Source organism: Allorhodopirellula heiligendammensis, assembly GCF_007860105.1.
Taxonomy (GTDB): Bacteria; Planctomycetota; Planctomycetia; order Pirellulales; family Pirellulaceae; genus Rhodopirellula; species Rhodopirellula heiligendammensis.
Map to the genome: position 1 here is coordinate 2,269,199 of NZ_SJPU01000001.1, position 21,756 is coordinate 2,290,954.

Annotated in this window: 17 protein-coding genes; 12 read left to right on the forward strand and 5 right to left on the reverse strand. The window is 57.2% G+C overall.

Translation table 11 applies throughout. The annotated features are described in order from the left end of the window. Nucleotides 1-45: 45 nt before the first annotated feature. Together Poly21_RS08590 and Poly21_RS08595 are read right to left on the reverse strand one after the other, a co-directional pair. Entirely contained in the window at nucleotides 46-1,965 is a 1,920-nt protein-coding gene (locus tag Poly21_RS08590; protein ID WP_146406438.1) for a DNA gyrase/topoisomerase IV subunit B, read from the reverse strand. A gap of 66 nt (nucleotides 1,966-2,031) precedes the next feature. Then, complete coding sequence (locus Poly21_RS08595; RefSeq protein WP_302118136.1) at nucleotides 2,032-4,392, reverse strand: DNA gyrase/topoisomerase IV subunit A; 2,361 nt, start codon at nucleotides 4,390-4,392, stop codon at nucleotides 2,032-2,034. Between Poly21_RS08595 and Poly21_RS27280 the strand changes: the two genes are divergently transcribed. The 3 genes from Poly21_RS27280 to Poly21_RS08605 all read left to right on the forward strand — a co-directional run bounded on the left by Poly21_RS27280 (nucleotide 4,391) and on the right by Poly21_RS08605 (nucleotide 5,991). Then, complete coding sequence (locus Poly21_RS27280) at nucleotides 4,391-4,540, forward strand: hypothetical protein (RefSeq protein WP_302118138.1); 150 nt, start codon at nucleotides 4,391-4,393, stop codon at nucleotides 4,538-4,540. The two genes, Poly21_RS08595 and Poly21_RS27280, sit on opposite strands and share 2 nt — an antisense overlap. A gap of 408 nt (nucleotides 4,541-4,948) precedes the next feature. Continuing rightward, on the forward strand, nucleotides 4,949-5,560 hold the full coding sequence (locus Poly21_RS08600) for a hypothetical protein (RefSeq protein WP_146406440.1): 612 nt from the start codon (nucleotides 4,949-4,951) through the stop codon (nucleotides 5,558-5,560). Nucleotides 5,561-5,604: 44 nt separating this feature from the next. Next, nucleotides 5,605-5,991, forward strand: coding sequence for a hypothetical protein (locus Poly21_RS08605; RefSeq protein ID WP_146406441.1), 387 nt, complete (start codon nucleotides 5,605-5,607; stop codon nucleotides 5,989-5,991). Between the two features lie 36 nt (nucleotides 5,992-6,027). On the opposite strand, the gene Poly21_RS08610 is transcribed toward Poly21_RS08605, so the two are convergent. Then, the gene (locus tag Poly21_RS08610; protein ID WP_146406442.1) at nucleotides 6,028-7,452 is read right to left on the reverse strand and encodes a magnesium chelatase ATPase subunit I; all 1,425 of its coding nucleotides are present in this window, start codon (nucleotides 7,450-7,452) and stop codon (nucleotides 6,028-6,030) included. 383 nt (nucleotides 7,453-7,835) lie between these two features. Between Poly21_RS08610 and Poly21_RS08615 the strand changes: the two genes are divergently transcribed. From Poly21_RS08615 to Poly21_RS08655, 9 genes are all read left to right on the forward strand, one after another. After that, complete coding sequence (locus Poly21_RS08615; RefSeq protein WP_302118141.1) at nucleotides 7,836-9,620, forward strand: ABC transporter permease; 1,785 nt, start codon at nucleotides 7,836-7,838, stop codon at nucleotides 9,618-9,620. 101 nt (nucleotides 9,621-9,721) lie between these two features. Beyond that, the gene (locus Poly21_RS08620) at nucleotides 9,722-11,605 is read left to right on the forward strand and encodes an ATP-binding cassette domain-containing protein (protein WP_146406443.1); all 1,884 of its coding nucleotides are present in this window, start codon (nucleotides 9,722-9,724) and stop codon (nucleotides 11,603-11,605) included. Between the two features lie 6 nt (nucleotides 11,606-11,611). Further along, nucleotides 11,612-12,427, forward strand: coding sequence for a CPBP family intramembrane glutamic endopeptidase (locus Poly21_RS08625; RefSeq protein WP_146406444.1), 816 nt, complete (start codon nucleotides 11,612-11,614; stop codon nucleotides 12,425-12,427). Nucleotides 12,428-12,662: 235 nt separating this feature from the next. Further along, entirely contained in the window at nucleotides 12,663-13,106 is a 444-nt protein-coding gene (locus Poly21_RS27285; RefSeq protein ID WP_302118144.1) for a hypothetical protein, read from the forward strand. After that, entirely contained in the window at nucleotides 13,096-14,583 is a 1,488-nt protein-coding gene (locus Poly21_RS08635; protein ID WP_302118146.1) for a prenyltransferase/squalene oxidase repeat-containing protein, read from the forward strand. The genes Poly21_RS27285 and Poly21_RS08635 overlap by 11 nt, the downstream gene beginning before the upstream one ends. A 62-nt stretch (nucleotides 14,584-14,645) precedes the next feature. Further along, nucleotides 14,646-14,870 (forward strand): hypothetical protein, encoded by a 225-nt coding sequence (locus Poly21_RS08640; protein WP_302118148.1) that lies wholly within the window; start codon nucleotides 14,646-14,648, stop codon nucleotides 14,868-14,870. A 137-nt stretch (nucleotides 14,871-15,007) separates the two neighbouring features. Next, on the forward strand, nucleotides 15,008-15,673 hold the full coding sequence (locus Poly21_RS08645; protein ID WP_146406446.1) for a sigma-70 family RNA polymerase sigma factor: 666 nt from the start codon (nucleotides 15,008-15,010) through the stop codon (nucleotides 15,671-15,673). 99 nt (nucleotides 15,674-15,772) lie between these two features. After that, nucleotides 15,773-18,397 carry a serine/threonine-protein kinase gene (locus Poly21_RS08650; protein WP_146406447.1) on the forward strand — a complete coding sequence of 875 codons (2,625 nt, stop codon included), beginning with the start codon at nucleotides 15,773-15,775 and terminating at the stop codon, nucleotides 18,395-18,397. Then, a complete protein-coding gene (locus Poly21_RS08655) occupies nucleotides 18,394-19,566 on the forward strand; it encodes a hypothetical protein (RefSeq protein ID WP_146406448.1) in 1,173 nt (390 codons plus the stop codon). The genes Poly21_RS08650 and Poly21_RS08655 overlap by 4 nt, the downstream gene beginning before the upstream one ends. On the opposite strand, the gene Poly21_RS08660 is transcribed toward Poly21_RS08655, so the two are convergent. Beyond that, a complete protein-coding gene (locus Poly21_RS08660; protein ID WP_146406449.1) occupies nucleotides 19,563-20,843 on the reverse strand; it encodes an NAD(P)/FAD-dependent oxidoreductase in 1,281 nt (426 codons plus the stop codon). The two genes, Poly21_RS08655 and Poly21_RS08660, sit on opposite strands and share 4 nt — an antisense overlap. A gap of 133 nt (nucleotides 20,844-20,976) precedes the next feature. Beyond that, on the reverse strand, nucleotides 20,977-21,750 hold the full coding sequence (locus Poly21_RS08665) for a CAAX prenyl protease-related protein (protein WP_146406450.1): 774 nt from the start codon (nucleotides 21,748-21,750) through the stop codon (nucleotides 20,977-20,979). Nucleotides 21,751-21,756 lie beyond the last annotated feature (6 nt).

A 21,756-nucleotide genomic window follows, 5' to 3' on the forward strand; every position in this document is an offset into this window, starting at 1 on the left:
ATTTTGCAGATCCTACCAACAGTTTGGAGGATCGCGGCTGTGCGGCTAGACATCAATTTCGCTGGCGTCCTCGGCTCGCTCCATGATAAACCGAAATCGTGCTGAGGCATCGCGGCCCATCAGGTCACTGATCGCTTTATCGGTTTCGAGATGATCGTCAATTTCGACCTTCAGAAGTCTCCGCTTGCTAGGATCGAGCGTCGTGTTCCAAAGCACCTTCGGATCCATTTCACCGAGACCTTTAAAGCGTGTGATTTTGGGTTCGGCGCGGCCGCCATGTTCGCCGACGATTTGATCGCGAGCAGCTTCATCGGCGGCCCAAAAGGTTTCTTTACCGATGTCAACGCGGTAGAGCGGCGGCACCGCGATGAACAAGCGACCGTCGGCGATGAGGGCCGGCATGTGCCGATAGAAAAATGTGAGCAAGAGCGTCGTAATGTGGTGCCCGTCAGAGTCCGCATCCGCCAGTAGGATAACGCGATCGTATCGCAGATCAGGCAAGTTGACGTGAGCGCCGATACCGCAACCGAGCGTGGCGATCAAATCTTGGATTTCCTTGTTGTCGAGAATTTTCTTTAGCGTCGCCGACTCGGTATTGAGCACCTTGCCGCGCAGTGGCAAGATCGCTTGGTAGTTGCGGTCCCGTCCTTGCTTCGCACTACCGCCGGCGGAGTCGCCTTCGACGATGAATAATTCCGTTTTACCTTTCCCTCCCGAAACACAATCCCCGAGTTTGCTGGGAAGCATCACACGTTTGGAGCCACCTTTCCGTGACACCGCGTCACTCGCTGCCCGCGAGGCCGCGCGAGCCCGGGCGGCCGCGATTACCCGCGCAATCACTCCGTCAGCGATACTGGGATTGTTATTGAGCCACTGCTCCATCGCGCCACGAACGTGGGACTCGACCAGTCCTTGCGCCTCGGGATTATTCAGCCTGTCTTTTGTTTGCCCCTGGAACTGGGGCTCGGAAATGAACAGTGAGACAATCGCAATCAAGCCCTCACGAATATCCTCGTGAGTAATCTTGACACCGCGGGGAGTTAGATCGTGGGTGTCAATGTAGTTGCGGGCGGCCTTGACGAGCCCGCTACGAAAACCGTTTTCGTGTGATCCACCGCTGGCAGTCGGGATCCCGTTGACATACGAGCGGACATGCTCATCCGTCGATTCCGTCCACTGCAGGGCTACCTCGAGGCGTTCATTGTCGTCGATCCGATAGGTAAAGGGCGTGTCATGAATGGCCCGCGCACCGCGTTCCTTCATCACTTTGGCGAGATAATCGACGATGCCATTCTCATGCAGGTACGTGACCTTCGTACCGGCAACTTCATCAACATAGGTGACCTTCACACCGCGATGCAAGAATGATGCGGTTTCAAGTCGGGCCGAGATCGTCTCGCCATTAAACGTCGTCTTGGGAAAGATCGTCGGATCGGGCTTGAACGTGATCGTCGTCCCCGTCCCGCGAACGGTGCCTTTGAGTTTTTGCAACTTGGACGTCGCAACGCCCCTGGCAAAGGTCATGCGGTACTGCGCCCCATCGCGTTTGACGACGGCCGTCAGTTCCTTGCTGAGCGCATTAACGACGGACGCGCCGACACCGTGCAAACCACCGGAGGTTTTATAGTTAGCACCCTCGAACTTGCCCCCCGCGTGCAGCACCGTCAGCACCATCTCGAGGGCTGGTTTCTTTGTCTTGGGGTGTTTGTCGATCGGAATCCCGCGTCCGTTGTCACTGACTGTAATCGTCTGTTCGTCTTTGTGCAGCGTCACGGTGATCTCGCTGGCGTAGCCATTCATGGCTTCGTCCACCGAGTTATCAACGATTTCCCAAATTAAATGATGTAGCCCCGCCGAGTTCACGCCACCGATGTACATCCCGGGGCGTTTGCGAACGGGATCGAGCCCCTCGAGCGCGATGATGTCTTTCGCGTTGTACGTGCTCGGTGGAGTTGCAGTCGACATATTTCGGTATCAGCGGAGAATCAAGAAAAGAGAAATTAAAAACTAACGAGCAGCTGGCGGCTCTCGTCACTCGTCGAAATTCGTGGGCGGCTCAATCGGGGCTTGGACAATCTCGGCGATCTTGCCATTCTTCTGTAGTTCAATCCCCCGCCCACCCCGGGAGGTCGTACGATACTTGGCGGTGGAGATTGTCTTCTTGGCACCGCGGTTCGTAACGACCGTCATCAGATCACGATCAGCAACGGATGTCTTGAAACCGAGTAAGCGATCAGTGTTCGCGAGCTTGATTAGCAGAACGCCTTTTCCTGCACCGGAGAGGTAATTGACCTCGTCGACAGGACACACCATCGCCCGGGCGTCGGCAGAAACCGCGAGCACCGTCTCGGTACCATGCACCGTGACGACATCGACGATCGACGCACCGGCCGTCAGCCGGGCGAACCGGCGTCCGGCGCGGGTGGAGGGTTCCGCAAATGAGGGCAAGCCAAACCGGAGGGAATAACCATCGCTCGAGACTGCCAGCGCATGCGTTTCAGGGTAGTACACGCCTTTGGGATCCTCGCTGATGTTACCGATCACGCGTGGATCAAACGACAGTGCCGCAACGATCCGCTCGCCATCTTTGAATTTAAATAGCTTCTGGATCGGTTCGCCAAATCCTGTCGACGCCGGGATGTCCTGCATGCGAGCGGTGTAGCAAACCCCGAGCGAGCTGAAAAATGCGATCGTTTCTCGAGTGTTGCCTGCCACACAGGCGAGTACCTGGTCGCCCTGGCGTAGTCGACTCTTGGATGGATCCGCGATCAGCTTTTGGCGTTTCACCCAGCCATCGACGGTGACCATCACGTGGCAGTTCTCTGCGACGATGAAATCCTCCTCGGTATACTCGACTTCTTCAGTCGGCACGGTGATCTTGGTTCGTCGCCGACCTTCGTCGCCTTTACCGTAGTCGGTCACGAGCGAGGTGAGTTCGTCACGGATGATGTTCCATCGTCCTGAGGAGGCAAAATCCTCGTGGTCATCGGCGAGCAGTTTTTCGATCTCCGTGACGCGTTTCCGCTTGGCTTTGAGTTCGTCGAGGATCACGTTGATTTCCAGACGTGCCAACCGATAGAGTTTCAGCTCGAGAATGGCATCGGTTTGTTCCGCATCGAGCCCCCCCTTTTCAGCAGGGAACCGCTTCATGATCTTGGCAGCCGCATCGGCTTTACCGTCGCTGCCGCGGATGATCTTGATGATTGTATCGAGAGCGTCGAAGACAATCGCAAAACCCTCGAGGATGTGGATCCGCCGCAGCAAGGAGTTCAGTTCGTTCGTCAGGCGTGCGGTGAGGACGTCGAACCGGAACTTAAGGAAATACCACAGGATCTCTTTGAGGGACAATCGGCGGGGCGAACCGACCTCAGGATTCTCAGTGGGTGTCAGACATGTCAGGTTGACATTGAAGTTCGTCTGCAGAGGTGTGTGCTTGTAGAGAAACGCGAGCACCTTCTCGGGATCCGCATTCTTTTTCAGCAGCAGATCCACCCGAATGTCTTCGCTCGAGAGATCACGGACTTCCTCGACAAGCGGCAGTTTGTTGGCGTAAACGAGTTCGGTAATCCGTTCCACCATCTGAGCTTTGTTGACGCCGAACGGGATCTCCGTGATGCGCAGGATATCACCAGTCTTCGTCGATTCCGCGACTTCACCAACGCCGCGCAGTTTGATCGTGCCCGTCCCCGTCGCGTAGATCTCTCGCAGTTCGTCCTTGCTATTGACGATCAGCCCACCGGTGGGAAAGTCCGGGCCAGAGATCGCGTCGGCAGCAACAAGCTGGTAGTCCTTGATCTCAGGGTCTCGCAGCAATTTCAATAAAGCGTTGCAGACTTCCTTCAAGTTGTGTGGCGGTATGTTCGTGGCCATGCCGACGGCGATCCCCGTGGCACCGTTGACGAGCATGTTCGGAACACGTGAGGGCAGTACGACAGGTTCTTCACGGGTGCCGTCGTAGCTCGGTTTGAACGCGACGGTTCGCGTCGCAAGGTCCGCCAGAACTTCCGAGGCGATCGGCATCATGCGGCATTCGGTATACCGCATCGCCGCGGCGTTGTCGCCGTCAATGCTGCCGAAGTTGCCGCTGCCGTCGATCATCGGCATGCGGAGCGAGAACGACTGACTCATCCGCACGAGGGCTTCGTAAATCGAGCTATCACCATGGGGGTGGTAATTACCCATCACGTCGCCGACGACTTTGGCACACTTGCGGTGCTTCGCAGTGGAGTCGAGTCGCTGCTGGAACATCGTATAGAGGATCCGCCGCTGAACCGGCTTGAGTCCATCCCGGACATCGGGAAGGGCGCGTGATGTGATCACCGAGAGCGAATAGTTCAGATATCGATCCTGAGCCGCCATCCGCAGAGGGATGTTCTCAATCTCACGGAACATGGATTCGTCAGGGACGCCGCCACGTTTGGATTTTCTGTTATTCGTGCCGTTTGTGGAGGAAGAACGCCGTTTTGCCACGCCTGGTGGTTCCTGTCGTATTGGTATGCGAGCGAATGTGCTGTCCGAAGCCGAGGTTTGGGGGTTATAGCGACCCTGTGCCTAGTAGCGAAACCCTAACGGCTGTCCCGTTACAGGGATCGGAACGAAACGCTTCAAACTGAAGCGATTTCTCGATGGAAGGTATGGTGCGTGCCAGAGAGCCCGTGAGCGCAGTTATTAACTTCAATCCACCCTCACTGAATCGGCGTGCTCTCGGTAGGGCCGAGCGCGACGATCGCGTTCATGCTGACCGAAATTGCAATACCCGGGATAAATCTGCCCGCCGTGGGCGGACATCCGCTTCTAACGAATATGCAAATTCGCCCTAAACTGGCGGTCTTAGCGACAGCGGAGGAACATCTGGTGCCCCACCGTCTCGGTTGCCGAAATCATCAAAAGTAAACATCTCATCCAGGTCACACTCCCATCCGGGTCGTCGTTCAGGAGGAACGCGCACATGAAGCGAAACATCAATCAAGCCGTGGCGACGGCCCGCACCGCCGCACGGCGTTCTAAAAATGTCGTAGTCGCACTGGCGGCGTCGGCGTCGTTATTCTCCTGTGGTACGGCAGCGCACGCCTTCGGCGGTCATGGCTACGCAGGTGGCGAACGCATCGTCAGTTCGAGAGTGGTCAGCGATACGGTCGTCGGCGACACCGGCGGCGGTGAGTCAACTCTGACGAGCGACTCAAGTTCCAGCGGTGACTGTGCCAATGGAAACTGTGGCGGGGGCGGCCTGCACGGCGGACTCGTTGACGGGGGTATGGTGCAGGGGCGTGAATATGGTCAACCCGACCTGTTTTACAACTTTTACACGCAGGGCGCCGCCAATTCCGCCAACGCGCAAATGTACGTCTCGCCGGTGCCCGTGCCGCAGCACGTCGGGCATACCTACCTGACGTACCAGCCTTTTTACCCGCATGAGATGCTTTATAAGCACCATGACCGATTCCATAACTATTATGACGGTGGACGCGGGATGAACCGGACGCACGTCTCGTATTACTATCCGCCAGTTCGGACTGGCCTGAGCAATTTCTACTGGAACGTGCTGCGAATCCCTCGCTAGAGGAATTCCCCGGCCCAACTCATTCACCGATCAGGAACTCTGTCATGATGCGAAAAACGCTACTCTCTCTGGCGCTGGTCGCCGCCTCCGCGTGCGGCGGGGTCACAGGAACATCGTCCGCCCAGGCCGGCGATTTCTATGGGATGACGAATATTTGGAACATGAATTACGCCCAGACTCGGCCCTGGCATGGCAACTACTACTATGCCCCGTACGGTCAACCCACGGCGCTCGTCGCGCCGCCGACAGTCAGCATGCGTCAAACGTATTCGTGGGGCGTCAGTCAGAATTTGATGTATCCTGTCCACTCGCAATTCGGACGCAGTGCCACGCAACCCGGTGCCGCTGCGCCCGGTCAGTTTCTAGCGACACCGAATTGGCCCAGCCATACCGATCAGTACGGCATCTACTACGTGCGCGGTCCTTGGTGAGCCCCCTCGCAATTCCCTGAAGCGGGCAAAGTTCGCCTAGGTTTCATAGTGAATCTTGCCGTGCTTTTGCGAACGGCTGATTTTATCAAGGCTGTAGAGTCCAGCGAGAATGAATTCGACGCATGAAGCCCGCATGGCTTCGTTCTCGCTGGCGTTGACTTCGAACGCCCGGTCCCAGGCCGGTGGCACGTTTTGCAACCGCTCAGCATAGTGACTACTGGGCAACATATCGCCAACTTCCACACGAACACCACCGCGAAAGATTTCCGCAATCTCCGCTAAGCCGTGTTCCTCGATGTACTCACTGAAGACGATCTGGATGGCTTCGGCGATCACATTGTCGAGCACTTGGCGCTCGCTCATCTGGTGAGTGCCCATCAAGTCAAGTTCGAGTTTGCCGAGTGAGCTCGCGTAGAGATGCCCGAGATCGCTGATCCGTGGCACCGCAGGCGACTCGCCATGGACAATGCCCCGTTGCCGAGCCGAGGCGACAATGGTGCGGAAATTGGCCAGCGAGAACCGGGCGGAGACGCCTGAGGATTGATCGACGTATTTACTCTGCCTCGCTCGGTTCGTGATTTCTTCGATGACCTGGTACATGAACAGGGGTACGTGCACTGGGTACTCACCACCGAGATCCTCGCCAATCTCCTGTTGCAGGATCTCAATTCCCTGCTCGCGTTCACGTGGATAGTGAGTTTGAACGATCGTGCCAATTCTATCTTTAAGCTGTGGGATAACCTTGCCACTGCGGTTGTAAGTAGCGGGGTTAGCGGAGAATAGGATCATCACATCGACGTCAAATCGAATGGGGTAACCCCGGATCTGCACATCACGCTCTTCGAGAATGTTGAACAGTCCGACTTGCACGAGGTCGTCGAGCTCAGGTAATTCGTTCATCGCAAAGATTCCCCGGTGCATGCGGGGAATCAGCCCCAAAGCCAGCGCTTCTTCGGAGCTCATGCTGACGCCACCGGTCAGTTTCGCAGGGTCGATTTCGCCAATAATGTCCGCAAACTTCGTTCCCGGGCTGAGCCGCTCGGCGTACCGCTCACTCCGGGGCCACCATGCGATGGGAATGTCAGCGGGATCGTGCTGCTCGACGAACCGCCGGCCCGCAGCAGAAATAGGTGCAAGAGGATCCTCATGCACCGGCATCTCCGCGTGGTCGATATAAGGCAGATAGGGATCGAGGAACTGGACAAGCTGCCGCATCAGGCGGCTCTTGGCTTGACCTTTCTCACCTAAGAACAGCATGTCATGCCCAGCCAAAAGAGCGAGGTTAATCTCGGGGATGACTGTATCTTCGTAGCCCACGATGCCGGGAAAGAGCTCGTCACCGGCAGCGAGCATTTGCGAAAAGTTGTCGCGAATTTCCCTTTTGACAGTTTTTGACCGCCAGCCTTGGCTGAGCAGGTCGCGAAGGTTGGTCGGAGCTGGAGGAGATAAATTCGTGCTCACGGGGCGTTCTCGTTAGAAAGTTTGAAGTCGATGAGAATCAGTCACGTTCGTCGTAGTCTTGCGGTGCCCATTGACCAGTCGGCAGGCGGACAACGCAGACCCTCTACACTGAAATAAATACGTCAGTCTGCCTAGCGGTCGACTCACCGGCGATCGAGACGAGCAACCAGCGCGCCGTCGATCGACCATAGTCAGACCGCAGATGCGAAGGCTCGCGAGAGACCTGCTCATCCCTCGACCATCCATTGCATCGCCGCGTGAGTGGAAAATCAACCGCCGCCCACTCACTGCTGCAGAAAATGAGTTTTCGGCAAACCAAACGAGGTCAGGCTGCGTAGCCTCCAGACCTATCAAACTTTTTCCTTCGTTTTGAGTTGCCGAGCATGATCGCTGGCCCATCCACCGCACACCTGTCGCCGATGTCGTTTCTCGATTCACTGGGCACTTCGTCGGATTCATGGCTGATGCTGGGGGCCATCGGAGAATGGTTGCCTTCATTTGCGACGCCAATTTGGGTGCTTTCGATCGGGTTACTGCTCGGTGCCATCGCCGTGGTCGTGGTTTTTGGCGTGCTCTCGCTACTCTCCTACGTGCCCGCTCTGGGTACGCTGGCGGATTCACCGAATCGCGGCGTGTCGGTGTCGCTCGTTGTGGGGGCGATCATTTCCGCCATCCTCTGCATTATCTATCTTCCGCAAGGGGGGGATAACCAGCAGTTATTGCTGCTGCCGCTGATCACGATTGGCTTGGGACTGGGTTTCGGACTGATCTATGGGATGTGGCATCGCACCCGCAGTGAATGGTTGTCAATGCTAGGCGAAGGAGTCGTGCCTTACTTGCTGGGAACGGCCGGCGTATTCGCTGGTCTGGGACTGCTACTGACGCCCTTTATCGAAAAACCTCAGGCAATTCTGGCAAGCATCCCCGCTGTGAATGTGTTTAGCGACGGCACGCAGGTGGAGATCGCGACCATTGATCCAGCCTCGGGTGACGAACCAGAGTACTTAGCTGCGGATATTCAATACAACTTCCGCAGTGTGGCTGAACTGACCATCGAGAGCGACAAAAAGGTTTTCTTGGCAGACTCCGCTGATCCTGCCACCTTCTCGCGAGCACCGGTCGAATTGAATCCGGGCAGCAACGAAGCGATCAAATACAAATACGAAGACCGGGAACAGCCACCGATTCCTGGCGACCCGAGCAAATTGCATATCTACAATCAAGAAATCGATCCAGCGCAAGTGGTGTTTACCTTCAAAAACTTGCCGCAGGTTCCACAAGCGTCATCCATTGTCTTCACGGCCATCATCTTCTTCTTGGGGATCACGGGATTGATAGCGATGCGTCAAGCCGCCCCCCGAGTGTGGGCACTTGCATTGTCGACGGCCAAGAACGAGATGGCCCAGCCGCTCTATCTGCTGCTCCTGTCGCTGGGTGGGTTTGGTATCCTCCTGTTCGGGATCTTCCCGTTTTACACTCTCGGCGACGATATTCGATTGCTCAAGGACAGTGCTGTCACTCTGATCATGATCATGGGCATGCTGTTGGCCGTTTGGAGTGCGGGTACATCGGTCAGCGATGAAATTGAAGGACGAACCGCACTGACCGTGTTGAGTAAACCTGTGAGCCGTCGATCGTTCGTGTTGGGCAAGTACGCTGGCATCATGCTGAGTGTGATGGTGTTCTTCGTCATCCTGTCAGCTGTCTTGATGGTCGTGCTCAGTTACAAGCCGATTTACGACGCGCGAGAATCCAGTGGTGCCACACCCACCTGGCAGGTCGGACATGAAGAGATCATGACCACGCTACCAGTGATTGGGTTGTATTTCATGGAGACGATGGCGATCGGTGGGATTGCCGTCGCGTTAGCCACACGTTTGCCTCTATTAGCGAACTTCATCACCTGTTTTTCCATCTACGTGATCGGGAACCTCACCAGCCCGTTGGTGGCCGCGGCCAAGGAGAATACGGAACTCGTAGGGTTTATTGGAAAGTTAATCGCCGTGGTCGTGCCCAACTTGAACTCATTCAACGTCCAGGCGGCGGTGGATTCAGGGAGTGCCGTGCCGTTGATCTACCTCGCGGGTGCATTCAACTATCTCTTTGTGTTCGTCGTCGCGGTATGGATGTTGGCGATGTTGATGTTTGAGGATCGCGACTTGGCGTAGTGATCCATGTCCAGAAAACACCTGCCGACCTGCTTGGTGTAGAATTAGATGTGACGATTTGAGCGGGTCAACGACGATTTGGATCATGAGGCGGGTGGAACGTGAATCGATTTTCAACTTTGGATCAACCACGCCGAGAAACGGCGGCCTCCGGCGCCGTGTTTCATTGGTTTTGGGCGATTGTTGCGGGACTTTCCGTACCCGTATTGATCGTTCTCTTCGGCATGGTTGCAGCGCTCGTTGATGACGGTGAACTCGCCCACCGACCGGGTGACGCCATCGAGCGTGGGCTCATGGGATCGCACGTTGAACTTGGCACCTACCTCCACATCCCGTTGACCGAGGGTTTCCAACGCCAAACGCCCTTTACACAGCTCCTGGAATTGGTTGCCCTGTGCGTTGCGGTAGCAGGTATTATTTGCGTAACCGTCTGGATCAATCGCTGGTCGTCGGACAGTCGGACACGAAGCGTAATCAAAATGCTGCATCAGCGAGTGTTGCAGCAAAGTCTGAAACGCAGTGAAACCGAAGGGGCTGCGGCTCAACGATCTCGCGCAAAGCAGCTGATCTGCACCGAACTACCAAACCTCAGCGTTGGCTTGTCGCTGTGGTATCGCGTGATTCCCCGCAGCGCTGTGATTCTGATCGGTTGTGTCGTCCTGGCGCTGCTTGTCAATATTTGGTTGGCAATCTTGGCGGTTGTCAGTGGCGCTGCGTTATGGTGGTTGTACGTCTGGCTGCGGAGCACGGGGTGGCTGGAGATGTCACAGTTCGAAATCTCGCAGATTCGTGAGCGACTCGTAGGACTGATCGGCGATGCACCCATGATGGGCCGCCTCCAAGCAGGCGGGCTCGCCGAGGACGCCTACGAGGGTGAACTCGATGCCTTGATGAGACGGCTTGCCGCCAATGATGCGAGGCAGGGCCGATTGTGGCCCTTGCTGATGTTTGCGAGCTGCATTGCTGTCGCGGTATTAGTGATGGGACTCGGTGCCAATATTCTGCACGGCGAGCAGGGCCTGAGTCTGCCGGCCGCGCTAGTACTCGGAATGGCGCTGACGACGGCCGCGTTGTCGGCGGCGCGGCTGAACGAACTCGCTCGCCAACTCAAACTTAGCTCGCATGCGGCGGAAGCGGTGTATCTCTACCTGCAGCGTGGAGACGATGTGGCACCGAGCGAACGTCTCGTGGGCATCGCCGGGCTGCGGGAATCCGTTGAGCTGCGGGATGTTTCACTATCGGACACAACCGGCAAACCGATTCTGCGGGAGCTGAGTCTATCCTTGCGACCGAAATCACTCGTGGCGTTATTGGGTTCCGATGATGTGTCGACGCAGTCGTTAACCGAGTTACTGATGGGCTTCGGCCGGCCGCAGCGAGGCGTTGTTGAAATTGACGGCGTGACACTGAAAGACGTTCATCCTCAGGCACTCGCCAAACAGGTCATGTGGGTTGCTCCCGACGGGCCACTCTGGGAGGGCACGATCACCGAAAACCTGATGTCTGGGGTGAGCAAGTCGGTTGACAAGCGAGACATGGTCAAAGTTCTCGAGCAATTGGGCATTTACGAGCAGATCACGCGGCTCAGTGATGGGCTCGAAACGATGGTCGGGCCCGTCACCGATTTACGAGATGGTCGCTCCAGCGACGGGTTATCGATGATGTCCCGCTATCTGCTTGGTATCGCGCGGGCGATGTTGCATCAACCTGCGATCGTATTGGTCAAGGAACCACCCGCGCCCACCGAACACGTCAACAGCGACCCCTGTTTGGTGGCCCTGCGGAGCCTCGCTGATGCCGGTTCTCTGGTGCTGGTACTGCCACGTCGACTACAGACACTTCGACAAGCCGATCGCGTGGTATTGCTCAACGGCCCCAATCTTGTTGGAGAGGGTGGTCATGCTGAATTACTCAATAGCAGCGATCTCTATCGCCATTTGAATTACCTCCTGTTCAATCCCTATCGCCATCGCGCGGGGGTTTGAATCAACGTGCCGGATTCGGAGAGCGACGAAGAGCCACAGACGGCGGATTCCCTGTTTCAGACCGCAGTGGTCGTGGAGGCCGGACTGGGTTTGCTGGCGGTGGTCTTGGGTTACCTATTCGGCCCCGATCCTCGGCAGTGGATACCAGTACTGGACGAGGTTCCCTCGCTTGCCGGAGGCTTAGGACTAGGCATTCTGGCAACTTTCCCCTTGTTGCTGTTGATGGCCATCATCCGCCGCATCAATCATCCGGCAGTCCAAGAGCTCGACCAATTGGCCGAGCATCCGATGATGAGTGTGATGCTCAAGATGGGACCGCTTGAGCTGCTGGCTATCAGCCTATGTGCCGGGGTAGGCGAAGAATTGCTATTTCGTGGCTGGTTGATGCCTGCGATCGCGGGTCTGCTGCACGGCGATGCTGTGTCACTCCTACCGAGCAACACCGAGTCGGTGCGTCCGTGGTGGGCCTTCGGTGGATATGCGGCAGAGGTTTTTGCCTCCCTGCCCGCCAATGCTAGCAGCATTCGTGAAAGTGCCGCGTTGACCTGGTCGGGATTTTCCGCGTGGTGGACCAATTCCATCGGCTGGGAACTGACCCTGGGCTGGATCGCTTCATCGATCGCGTTCGGTTTCGTTCATCCGATCAGCAAATTGTACGTGGTCGTGACCGGAATCATGGGGCTGTATTTTGGGGCCCTGCTGATCCTCACGGGTAACTTGCTGATACCTATCGTCGCCCACGCCCTCTACGACGCAATCCAGCTGTGGGCTGCCTCGGCAGAAGCGCAGTCGGAACAACGCTCCATCAAACAAACCGCCTAAGGCGAAATTGAGCTGCCGATCGGTGGCGCCGGCTCGATGGTCGACGCATTCATTTCAACCGCCATTGTGCAGGCGGGTAAGTGCCGATCGAAATGGGTGTTACCGAGCGAGAGAGCGACTTGACCGAATCTTTGTGACATTCCTTTCGGGTAGTTCCCTATCAAAGAAGTGAGATGATGCAGCGGCATCGGCCGCCCATCAGCCTTTTCTTCTTTCATGCCCGCGGAGAAACACGATGTCCATGTCCTTTTTGAAGACGTCCGTAGTTTTGGCTGCCGGACTATTGTCGACAGCTCTGATTGGCGGTGACGCAGCAGCCCAATGCGGCGGCCGCGGTGGTGGTGGTGGAATGCCAACAGGTAGTCCAACGACACTTGCCACCACCTCGCCGTACTCGCAAAATTCGCTCGCCTCGTCAAGTTATCCACCATCCAATCTGAAGGCGATGCAGTACCAGCAACGCGCCCTGGCAGCTCAACAGCAAGTGGCGAGCATGCTGTATCAGAATGCTCAGCTCGAGCGGATGGCGATGATGCAACGTGAGGCCCAAGCCCGACCGTATCGCTTAGCGCGCGCGGAAGCCAATCGCGCCGCTCGCGCTGAGCGGATTGCCGCGCGGCTTCGCCAGCAAGGTCGATCGTCCGCCGCCTATACACTGGCGTCTACTTATGTCGACTGAAAACGCGGCAATCGCAAACCGCGATGAGGAGCCCGCTCGAAGAGCTTACCACCTGAACGTGGTCAAACAGCAGATCGACGAGGCCCCCTCGTGGTTAGTCAGCTTGATCGTCCATGTAGTTCTGTTGCTTACGTTGGCATTGATGTCGGCCGCACCGGGGGTCGTAGGCCGCATCGAGTTAACATTGCAACAGGATGTCGACGAATCGACGAGCGACCTGGCGGAGTTCTCGATCGAGCCCATTGAACTAGAACGTCCTCCCTCCAATGAATTGACGGAATCCGAAGTGGAACTGGAGACGCTGGCGTTTGCCCCACAAGTCGAACTGGTATCCGTCGTTCCTCGACTCGAAACACTTGATCATTGGCATCCGCATGTGGAGATAAAATTTGCTGAGCCGACGGTGAGTAATATGTTTCGTGGTCGCACTGGAGCGATGAAACAAAAACTGCTCAAGGAGGCCGGAGGTACCGCGACAACCGAGGACGCGGTGTTGATGGGACTGGAGTGGCTCCGGCACAACCAGCTCAGCGATGGCAGCTGGAGTCTCCGAGGCCCTTATGCCGACGGCGCCCGCAATGAAAACCGGGTCGGTGCGACCGCGATGGCCATGCTGGCATTCATGGGCTCTGGCAGTACCCATCGAGGTGGCAAATATCAAAAGGAACTCTGGCGGGCGGTGCGATGGCTGGTCCAGAAGCAAGACAGTCAAGGTTTCATGGCCCTTGATGCGGCACCGCATGAAAGGATGTACGCGCAAGCCCAAGGGATGATTGCGTTGTGCGAACTCTACGCCATGACCGGGGATTCATGGATTCGCCCCTACGCACAGTCAGCAGTGGACTTCGCCGCTAAATCGCAATCGCCCACGGGTGGTTGGCGGTACCAACCCCGATTCGATAGTGATACATCCGTGACAGGCTGGTTCGTGGTTGGACTCAAAAGCGGTGAGGCAGCCGGCCTGGAAGTTGATCGTTACGTCTGGCCCAAAGTCGAGACGTATTTGGACTCCGTCAGCGCCAATCGCCAAAACGACTACTACGCCGTCGGCTATTCCTACAAGGTCGGCGACGCGCGATCACCCTCGATGACGGCCGAGGGGTTGCTGTGTCGCCAATACATGGGATGGCGTCGCAATGCTCCGGCAATGGGCCACGGGCTGAACACCCTCGCTGCAAATCATCCGATTGATGTTGGACAACCCGATGTCTATTACTGGTACTACGCGACCCAAGCTTTGCATCATTTCGGTGGTCCATTGTGGACTCAGTGGAATGAGCAATTGAAAGTTGTCCTTCCCGCCCGCCAGATCATCCGCGGCAAAGAGCGTGGCAGTTGGCCACCTCACAACGATGCGTGGGGCCGCCATGCTGGCCGGCTCTACACGACATGCTTCTCGATTTACTGCCTCGAAGTCTACTACAGGCACATGCCCATCTATAACCACGTCCCCGCCGGATCTACGGTCGGCACCTAAACCTCCGATCGTGTCCTGGCTCGCCCCGGCAGCGATGTTTGAAAGCAGGTCTTTTTTCAACTGTGAACGTTTCATCCCAACGGTGCCTTCAGAACTGGATGCTGTCGCACAGCGTGCTCGCCCCGTTTGTCTCCCCGAGCCAGTCTTTTGTCAGTCTGAGCGATGAGGACGTCGCGGCCATCCAGTCACTGTATAGCGCTGCCCCCAGCGAGCCGACCACGGCCTTCGACCATTCAGCAGATACTACCGACGGCCAGCATGATCGCTCGATTGAGCGCCGTCGATAACGCCCTCGGCAGGTATTTTGAGCTGGATGATGCGATCCGCGGCACATCTCCACTGGTTTTTCTTCAGAACACGCGGCGGATCTTGATCTCGCTCGCAACTTATTAGGTACGCAACCAATTCTCCACAGGGACTCCCCATGGTCGCCACTGACTCATCCAGCGCTCCACCTTTGGCTAGTTCGCCAGATCCAACATCCGGTTCGAACCATGCCGGTTTTGCCAGTCTGCTAGCTCAAGCGAGGGCCGGAAACCGTGACGCGCTCGGCGAGCTCCTCCAGTGGTACGCCAACTACCTGACGATTCTGGCCAGCACCCAACTCGACCGTCGGCTTCGCCGCCGCTTGAACCCCTCTGATATTGTCCAAGAAGCGATGATGGCGGCCCACCAGGACTTCGGCGACTTCCGCGGCACCAGCCAAGGCGAACTGCTGTGCTGGCTACGGACGATCCTCATTCACACACTGCATCGCAGCTTCAAGAGAAACGTCACTGTCGAAAAGCGAGATATCCGCCGTGAGGTCTCACTGGATTCCGTCAGCAACCGGCTTGAAGAGTCTGCGGGCAACTTAGCCGCCATATTGCCCGCCAACAGTCCGTCGCCCAGCGCGCCCATGCAAGCTCGTGAACGCGCCGTCGCGTTGGCGGATCAACTCAGTGAGCTGAAGCCCCACTACCGTGAAGTGATCGTCCTACGGGTACTGCAGGGTCTCTCGTTTGATGAGATTGCTCAACGTATGGACCGCAACTGTGGTGCAGTCCGCATGCTCTGGCTGCGTGCACTGGAGAGTTTTAAAAACAAATAGTGTCCGAACACCTGCTCGTCAGCGTCCACTTAAATTCATTTCATTGACCCTATTGAGTCCAAAATCCACCCGTGAGGGTCGGCCGAAAACGAGAGAGCGATGGTTGCATTGAACAGTTCCAGCATAGCATTGAGCGCAGGTGATCCGTCCTTAATCGATGGGTTGAACGCAGACCAACAGTCTTGTTTGACCGAGTTGCTTGACCGGTATCTCGTTGGGTTGGAAAACGGCGAGCGGCTCGACGCGGAGCTCATCAATCGTGAGAACCCGGACCTCGCCGAGGTGTTCACGAGCTATCTGGAGAAACTCGACGCACTCTACGGCGTGTCGGTCGGCTTCCACGATTTCCAAAACGACGAACATGACGCCGCCGGCTCCAGCGTCAAGATGACGCTCGGCGACTTTACGATCCATCGCGAAATTGGTCGTGGCGGCATGGGCGTGGTCTATGAAGCCAACCAAGTTTCGCTTGATCGGAAAGTTGCCATCAAGCTATTGCCGCTGGCGTCACTGTTGGATTCGCGTCAAATCTCGCGCTTTAAGAACGAAGCCCACGCTGCGGGCCTGTTGCAGCATCCTAGCATCGTTCCCATTCACAGTGTCGGCAGTGATCGCGGTGTGCACTACTATGCGATGCAATTCATCGACGGCGTGTCAATGGACGAGTGGTGTGCAAACGAGCGTTCCGCTGTCGCGGCGGAACGACATGCCCGCCTGACTGACAGCACTCCGTCCCAGTGGCGAACGACGATTCAGTGGGCCATCGAGATCGCCGGCGCGCTACACAATGCACATGAGAATGGCGTCATCCATCGCGACGTCAAACCATCCAATCTGATGCTCGATCGGTGTGGCAAAATCTGGATCACCGATTTCGGTCTGGCCCGCTGTCAATCCGAGGTTTCGCTAACTCAATCAGGCGACGTTATTGGTACGATGCGTTACATGAGCCCCGAGCAAGCGCGGGGTCAATCTGCGCTCATTGATGGTCGCGCCGATGTGTACTCGCTCGCGGTGACGCTGTATGAAATGCTGACGTTGCATCCCGCCCACGATGGCGCAGACGCACCTTCCATTTTGCAGATGATCGACCAACACGACGTCACGCCGCTGCGCCAACTGCGTCCTGACTTACCGCGTGATCTCGAAACGGTTATTTCCAAGGCCATGGCGAAATCACGCGAAGGACGGTATGAGACGGCGGCTGCATTTGCCGACGACCTCGGCCGCGTGTTGGCGGCCGAGCCCACCCTCGCTCGCCCCGCCAATCTCGGCGACCGCGTGGGTCGACTGGCTGCCAAGCATCGCAGCGTGGTGTTGACCGGCGCCGTAATTGTTGCGTTCGGTTTTGTTGGCTCCGCTGTCGCGACTGCAAAATTAGCAGTGGCAAAACAAGTTTCTGACGCGAATGCCGCCAGAGCCCTCAGTGGCGAAATGCTTGCTCGCGACGCCGTCGACCGACTGGGTTCCCAAATGGCCGAACTCCTGTCAGGCATCCCCGCCGCCGATTCCGTACGCCGACAACTTTTAATCGAAACGCTCGACTATTACGAACGATTCGCTGCCGACGTCAGGAACGATCCCACCCTGCGTGCGGACCTCGCGATCACGCTCGGCAAGTCGGGATCCTTGCAATCTGAGCTTGGTGACAACGACAAAGCCATCGACTCGCTCGGTCGCAGCGAATCGATATATCGACAGCTTGCTCACGAAACTCCCGGAGACGATGCGCTTCTTCTAGAGTGGTCAACCAGCCAAAACAATCTTGCCGAGACGCTCGTCCGAGGCGGCAAGCTCGAAGACGCCGCACGCTACTACGCCCGCGCGATCACGACACAGAAAAGCGTAGCCGAACACTCTGCGGCCAAGGCGTTCTCCCGCCACGCAGTGCCTGCCGCCAAGGCCAATCTCGCGTTGGCAACAACACTCAACAACCTGGGCCTGTTGTTATCGCAAACCGGTGCTGTCGAACAATCGGAAAAAGCATACCTCGAAGCAATTGAACTGCTCGAAAACCAACAAATCATCCCTGAGACAACCCACCAAATCTCGGTCGCCGAACATCCTGCCGCCATCCAACTCGCCACTGTGCGGGCCAATCTCAGTGGGCTATTAACGCCGACATCACCCGAGAGGGCGATTGAGTACGCCCGCGAAGCACTCTCGGGCCAACTCGACGCCCTCGAAGCCGACAGGGGCAACGCGAAACTGGCAACGCAGACCATCGTGACACTCAATACTCTGGGCGCCGCCCAATCCGCGGCCAAGCAAAATGCGTCCGCCATCGAAACGTTCCGTCAAGCGATTGTGGTCGGCGATCAGTTGCTCGCACGATGGCCCGACCAAGCTACCTACCAACGTGACATGGTGCTCAGTTTAAATCACCTGGGGCTTTCGTTGTCCAAGACAGGTCAGTTGAGCGAAGCCAGCGACGCGTTTGAGAAAGCACTCGATTACGGTCGGCCGCTCGCGGCCAGGTTTGTCACCGACGCCGAAACTCGCAGCATGGTCGGCGGTGTGCTGAACAATCTCGGCTTCCTTCGCCAACAACTCGGAGACCGTAACGCCGCCGCCGCTGCCTACGATGAAGCCATCCAGCATCAATCTGCTGCGGTGAGGCTGGCTCCTGAAGTCAACCGCTATCGCGAATACCTGAGAAAACACAAAGACAACTATCAAACCGTCGCCTTCCAATCAGCGACCCATCGGAGAACCGCATCATGACCGATCACGACGCTTCCCGTATCTTGTTGCTAGAACAACTGGAGTCTCGCTGCATGCTAGCAAGCGGCGTGCTTCTGTTCTCAGCAAGCAACGACCTTAATGAAGGGCCCGCGCAGGAAACCCTGCAGAGCAATCGCGAGCAGTCATCGAACCGTGACAGCGACGCCTCACGTTCCTCCCGCAACAATCTCGATACTCCCCGTCGCGGCGAACCCGATCGGGGGCCCACGAGTGCAGGGTTGCATGACGATCAGTTTGCGAGCAATCCATCTGGGTTAACCCCACCTCCGCAATCAAGTCGGCCAGGGAACAACGTTCCCGACAGCGGCAGCAACAGCAGCGGGTTGCCCCCGAGTCCGCAGCCTCCCGAGACTCCGAGCGTCGAATCACCCAGCAATCGACCAGACGTTTCGACGCCGCCTGGTCAGGCAACGCTCGATCGGGATGACAGCAAGACCGGCGATGCGGCGGTCCTAATCCAACGCGTACCAGACGTCACCGACACCATCCGATCGACTGGCGATGAATCCACCGTGAATTGGACAACGGACAATACCACGTCGAACCCAGGGACCAACAATCAGAAACCAGCGACCGGGGCCGCTGGGGATCCACAACGCGGCGCTGCTCCCGGTGGCGTAATCGAAACACTGCCACTGCTGCGCCACAGCGTGATGGCCCCGGAGGACCGCGACGCGGACGAGCCCTGGGAGATGGATAGCCAATCGCTGCGACAACTTCGCAGCGTTACCGGCAGCGGCCATGACGACAATAACGCGGCCGACCCCGAGAGCATCGATTCCGCAATTGCGTCTTGGTTCGGGGGCACGACTGGTTTGATCGACAACATTCAGGGCGGACATGAGCTTCCTGGGGTCATTGATAACCTCACCCCGTCGATCGTCGACGTCGTTCTCGATGCCACCATTGGGCTACACCGATCGGTCGGCTTGATCGCAGCGGCCGAAACGAGCAGCGATCCCACGCAGATCCGCGACGCCATCCTGGCGGCGATCGCTAGCGAACAACCGGTCCTTTCTGAAGGGATCGGTGGCCCCACGCAGTCCCGCTATTCAGGTCTCGCGTACCCCGGCGCCGCGATCATCGCAGGCACCCTGGCACTCGCCACCCATCGCCGCAAGACCGCCAATCTCCTATCGTCCCGCTAAGGGTCTGACTCACATCTTGGGGCCGCATGCTGTTGTGCGTAGTCCCGCCGAAAAAACAGATCGGTGGTCCAATCCATGGCGACTCGAATCTTCCGTCCCCAACCCGGCATGATGCCCAGGTAAACGCCTCGCCATAGCATCCATGCGATTAACCCTGTCAGATGCATCCCGAAGACGTTCGCAATCGCTTGTCGCCCACCCAGCGGCGCCATGGTGCCTTTATTGTGATAGTCCAGCGGTTTCGTCGGTGCACCTTGTAACACCGCAGCGAGATTCGTAGCCGCCTGACGGCCCTCACGCAGCGCATGTTGCGCGGTGGGCGGGTAGGGGTTGCCGTCTCCATCGGGATTCGAAGCGCAATCCCCGACGCCCCACACGTTGTCATGCCCCTGGACCCGCAAATCGCGATCACATTGCAGGTACCCACGCGGGTTCGTGGGCAACCCGGAGTCCCTGAGCAGTGCTGGCGGGGCGACACCTGCGGACCAGATTACGGTGTGCGAATTCACTTTCTCGCCGCTCTTGAGCATGAATGAAGTCTCTGAAATCTCGGCGACGCTCTCATTCAACCGGATATCGACGCCATCGCGCCGCAAGACTTTACTCGCCTTCTCCGACATTGCCTCATCCAGTGCATCAAGTATCCGACCAGATCGTTGCAGCAACATCACGCGAATATCCGTCTCGCGGACATTCGGATAGTTTCGAATTGCCTCTTTCAGGAATGCGTTGAACTCGCCGGCAGCCTCCACACCGGTGTATCCGGCGCCGACGATGGCGAACGTTAACCAACTCTGACGATGGGCGTGATCGGGAGCCAGGTTGGCCATTTCCAGCATTCCGATGGCGCGATCTCTTAACACCGTTGCATCGGCGAGCGTTTTCAGCCCGAAGGCAAACTCATGAACGCCTGGGACGTCCGGCATGCTCGTCACGCTGCCCAGCGACATCACTAGATGGTCAAACGGCAGCACAACATGACTTCCAAACTCCGGTTGAGTCGTCACCGTTTTGCCAGCGATATCGATCGAACTGATACGGGCCATTACAAATCGGCTTGTGCGGAGAAAACCTCGTAGCGGGACGACGACGTGCCTGGCTTCCAACGCAGAAGTGGCTGCCTCCACGAGCATGGGAGTGAACACAAAATAGTTTTGCTCGTTCACCAGAGTGATTTCAACATCCACTCCGCGTAGGGATTTCTCGAGTTGTTTGACACAATAGGCACCGGCGAATCCGCCACCGAGCACGACAATTCGGGTTGGATGAGTATTCATATATCGTTTTCAACCGTTCCGATGCACCGGACAATATGGATTGGCGTCACAACCAAAGACGGAAATTAAAAGTTTAATCGCGCCGTCAACCCTCCAGTGTAGCCGTTGCGTGTGGCCATGAGAGCTAGCGTCCTTACCAGAGGTGCCAGTTGCCTGTGGACATGACATAAATCCCCAACAACAGATTGGTAACCATGTGCGCAGTGATGCAGTCCCAGATGTTGCCGGTGCGTAACATCAGCCAACTGACCATTGAGAACCACGCCATCGCGGCGAACAGCTCGCCAGGGTGCATGAGCATCGGGAACACGGTCCCGGTAATCAACGCCGGCCAGCCCAACTGACTCAACGGCAAGGTGTTCCACCGATCAGGGTCTTCGACATAGCGGATGAGGAAGCCTCGCAAAAACATCTCCTCTGCCACCGCAATCACCACGGCCAGCCCGAAGAACCGCACCGCGAGGAAGGCGTAAGCTAACACCGGGCTGTGCTGGAGAGCTGCGAGCGGGTTGTATGCGACGCGTTCCCCTCGGTCAGCCAACCAACCGAATCCGAGCATCTGTTCGATATCCAGGGCATCAATCCCGATCCATATGATCACTCCCATCACGCCCACTCCAATCGCGGCGGGACTCAACCGCATTGGGAAGACGCGATATGCAGGCCAGACCAGGACCAGGGCAATGATAGTGAGTAAGATTTTGACCGTGTACACAACCGGATAAAGTTCGACGCCAACCAAGCCAAAGAGAGTCGCCCCAGATCGCTCCGTCGCTTCGAGCGTCCCAACCAACATAAACACCACCAGCGGAAGCACGAACGCCACCCACGGATGCTGCTCGAGCAGATGCTCTCGGGAGGAGGTCGCAGTGGGCGGCTCGTGGGACGTCTCAGACAGCGAGTTCATAAAAAT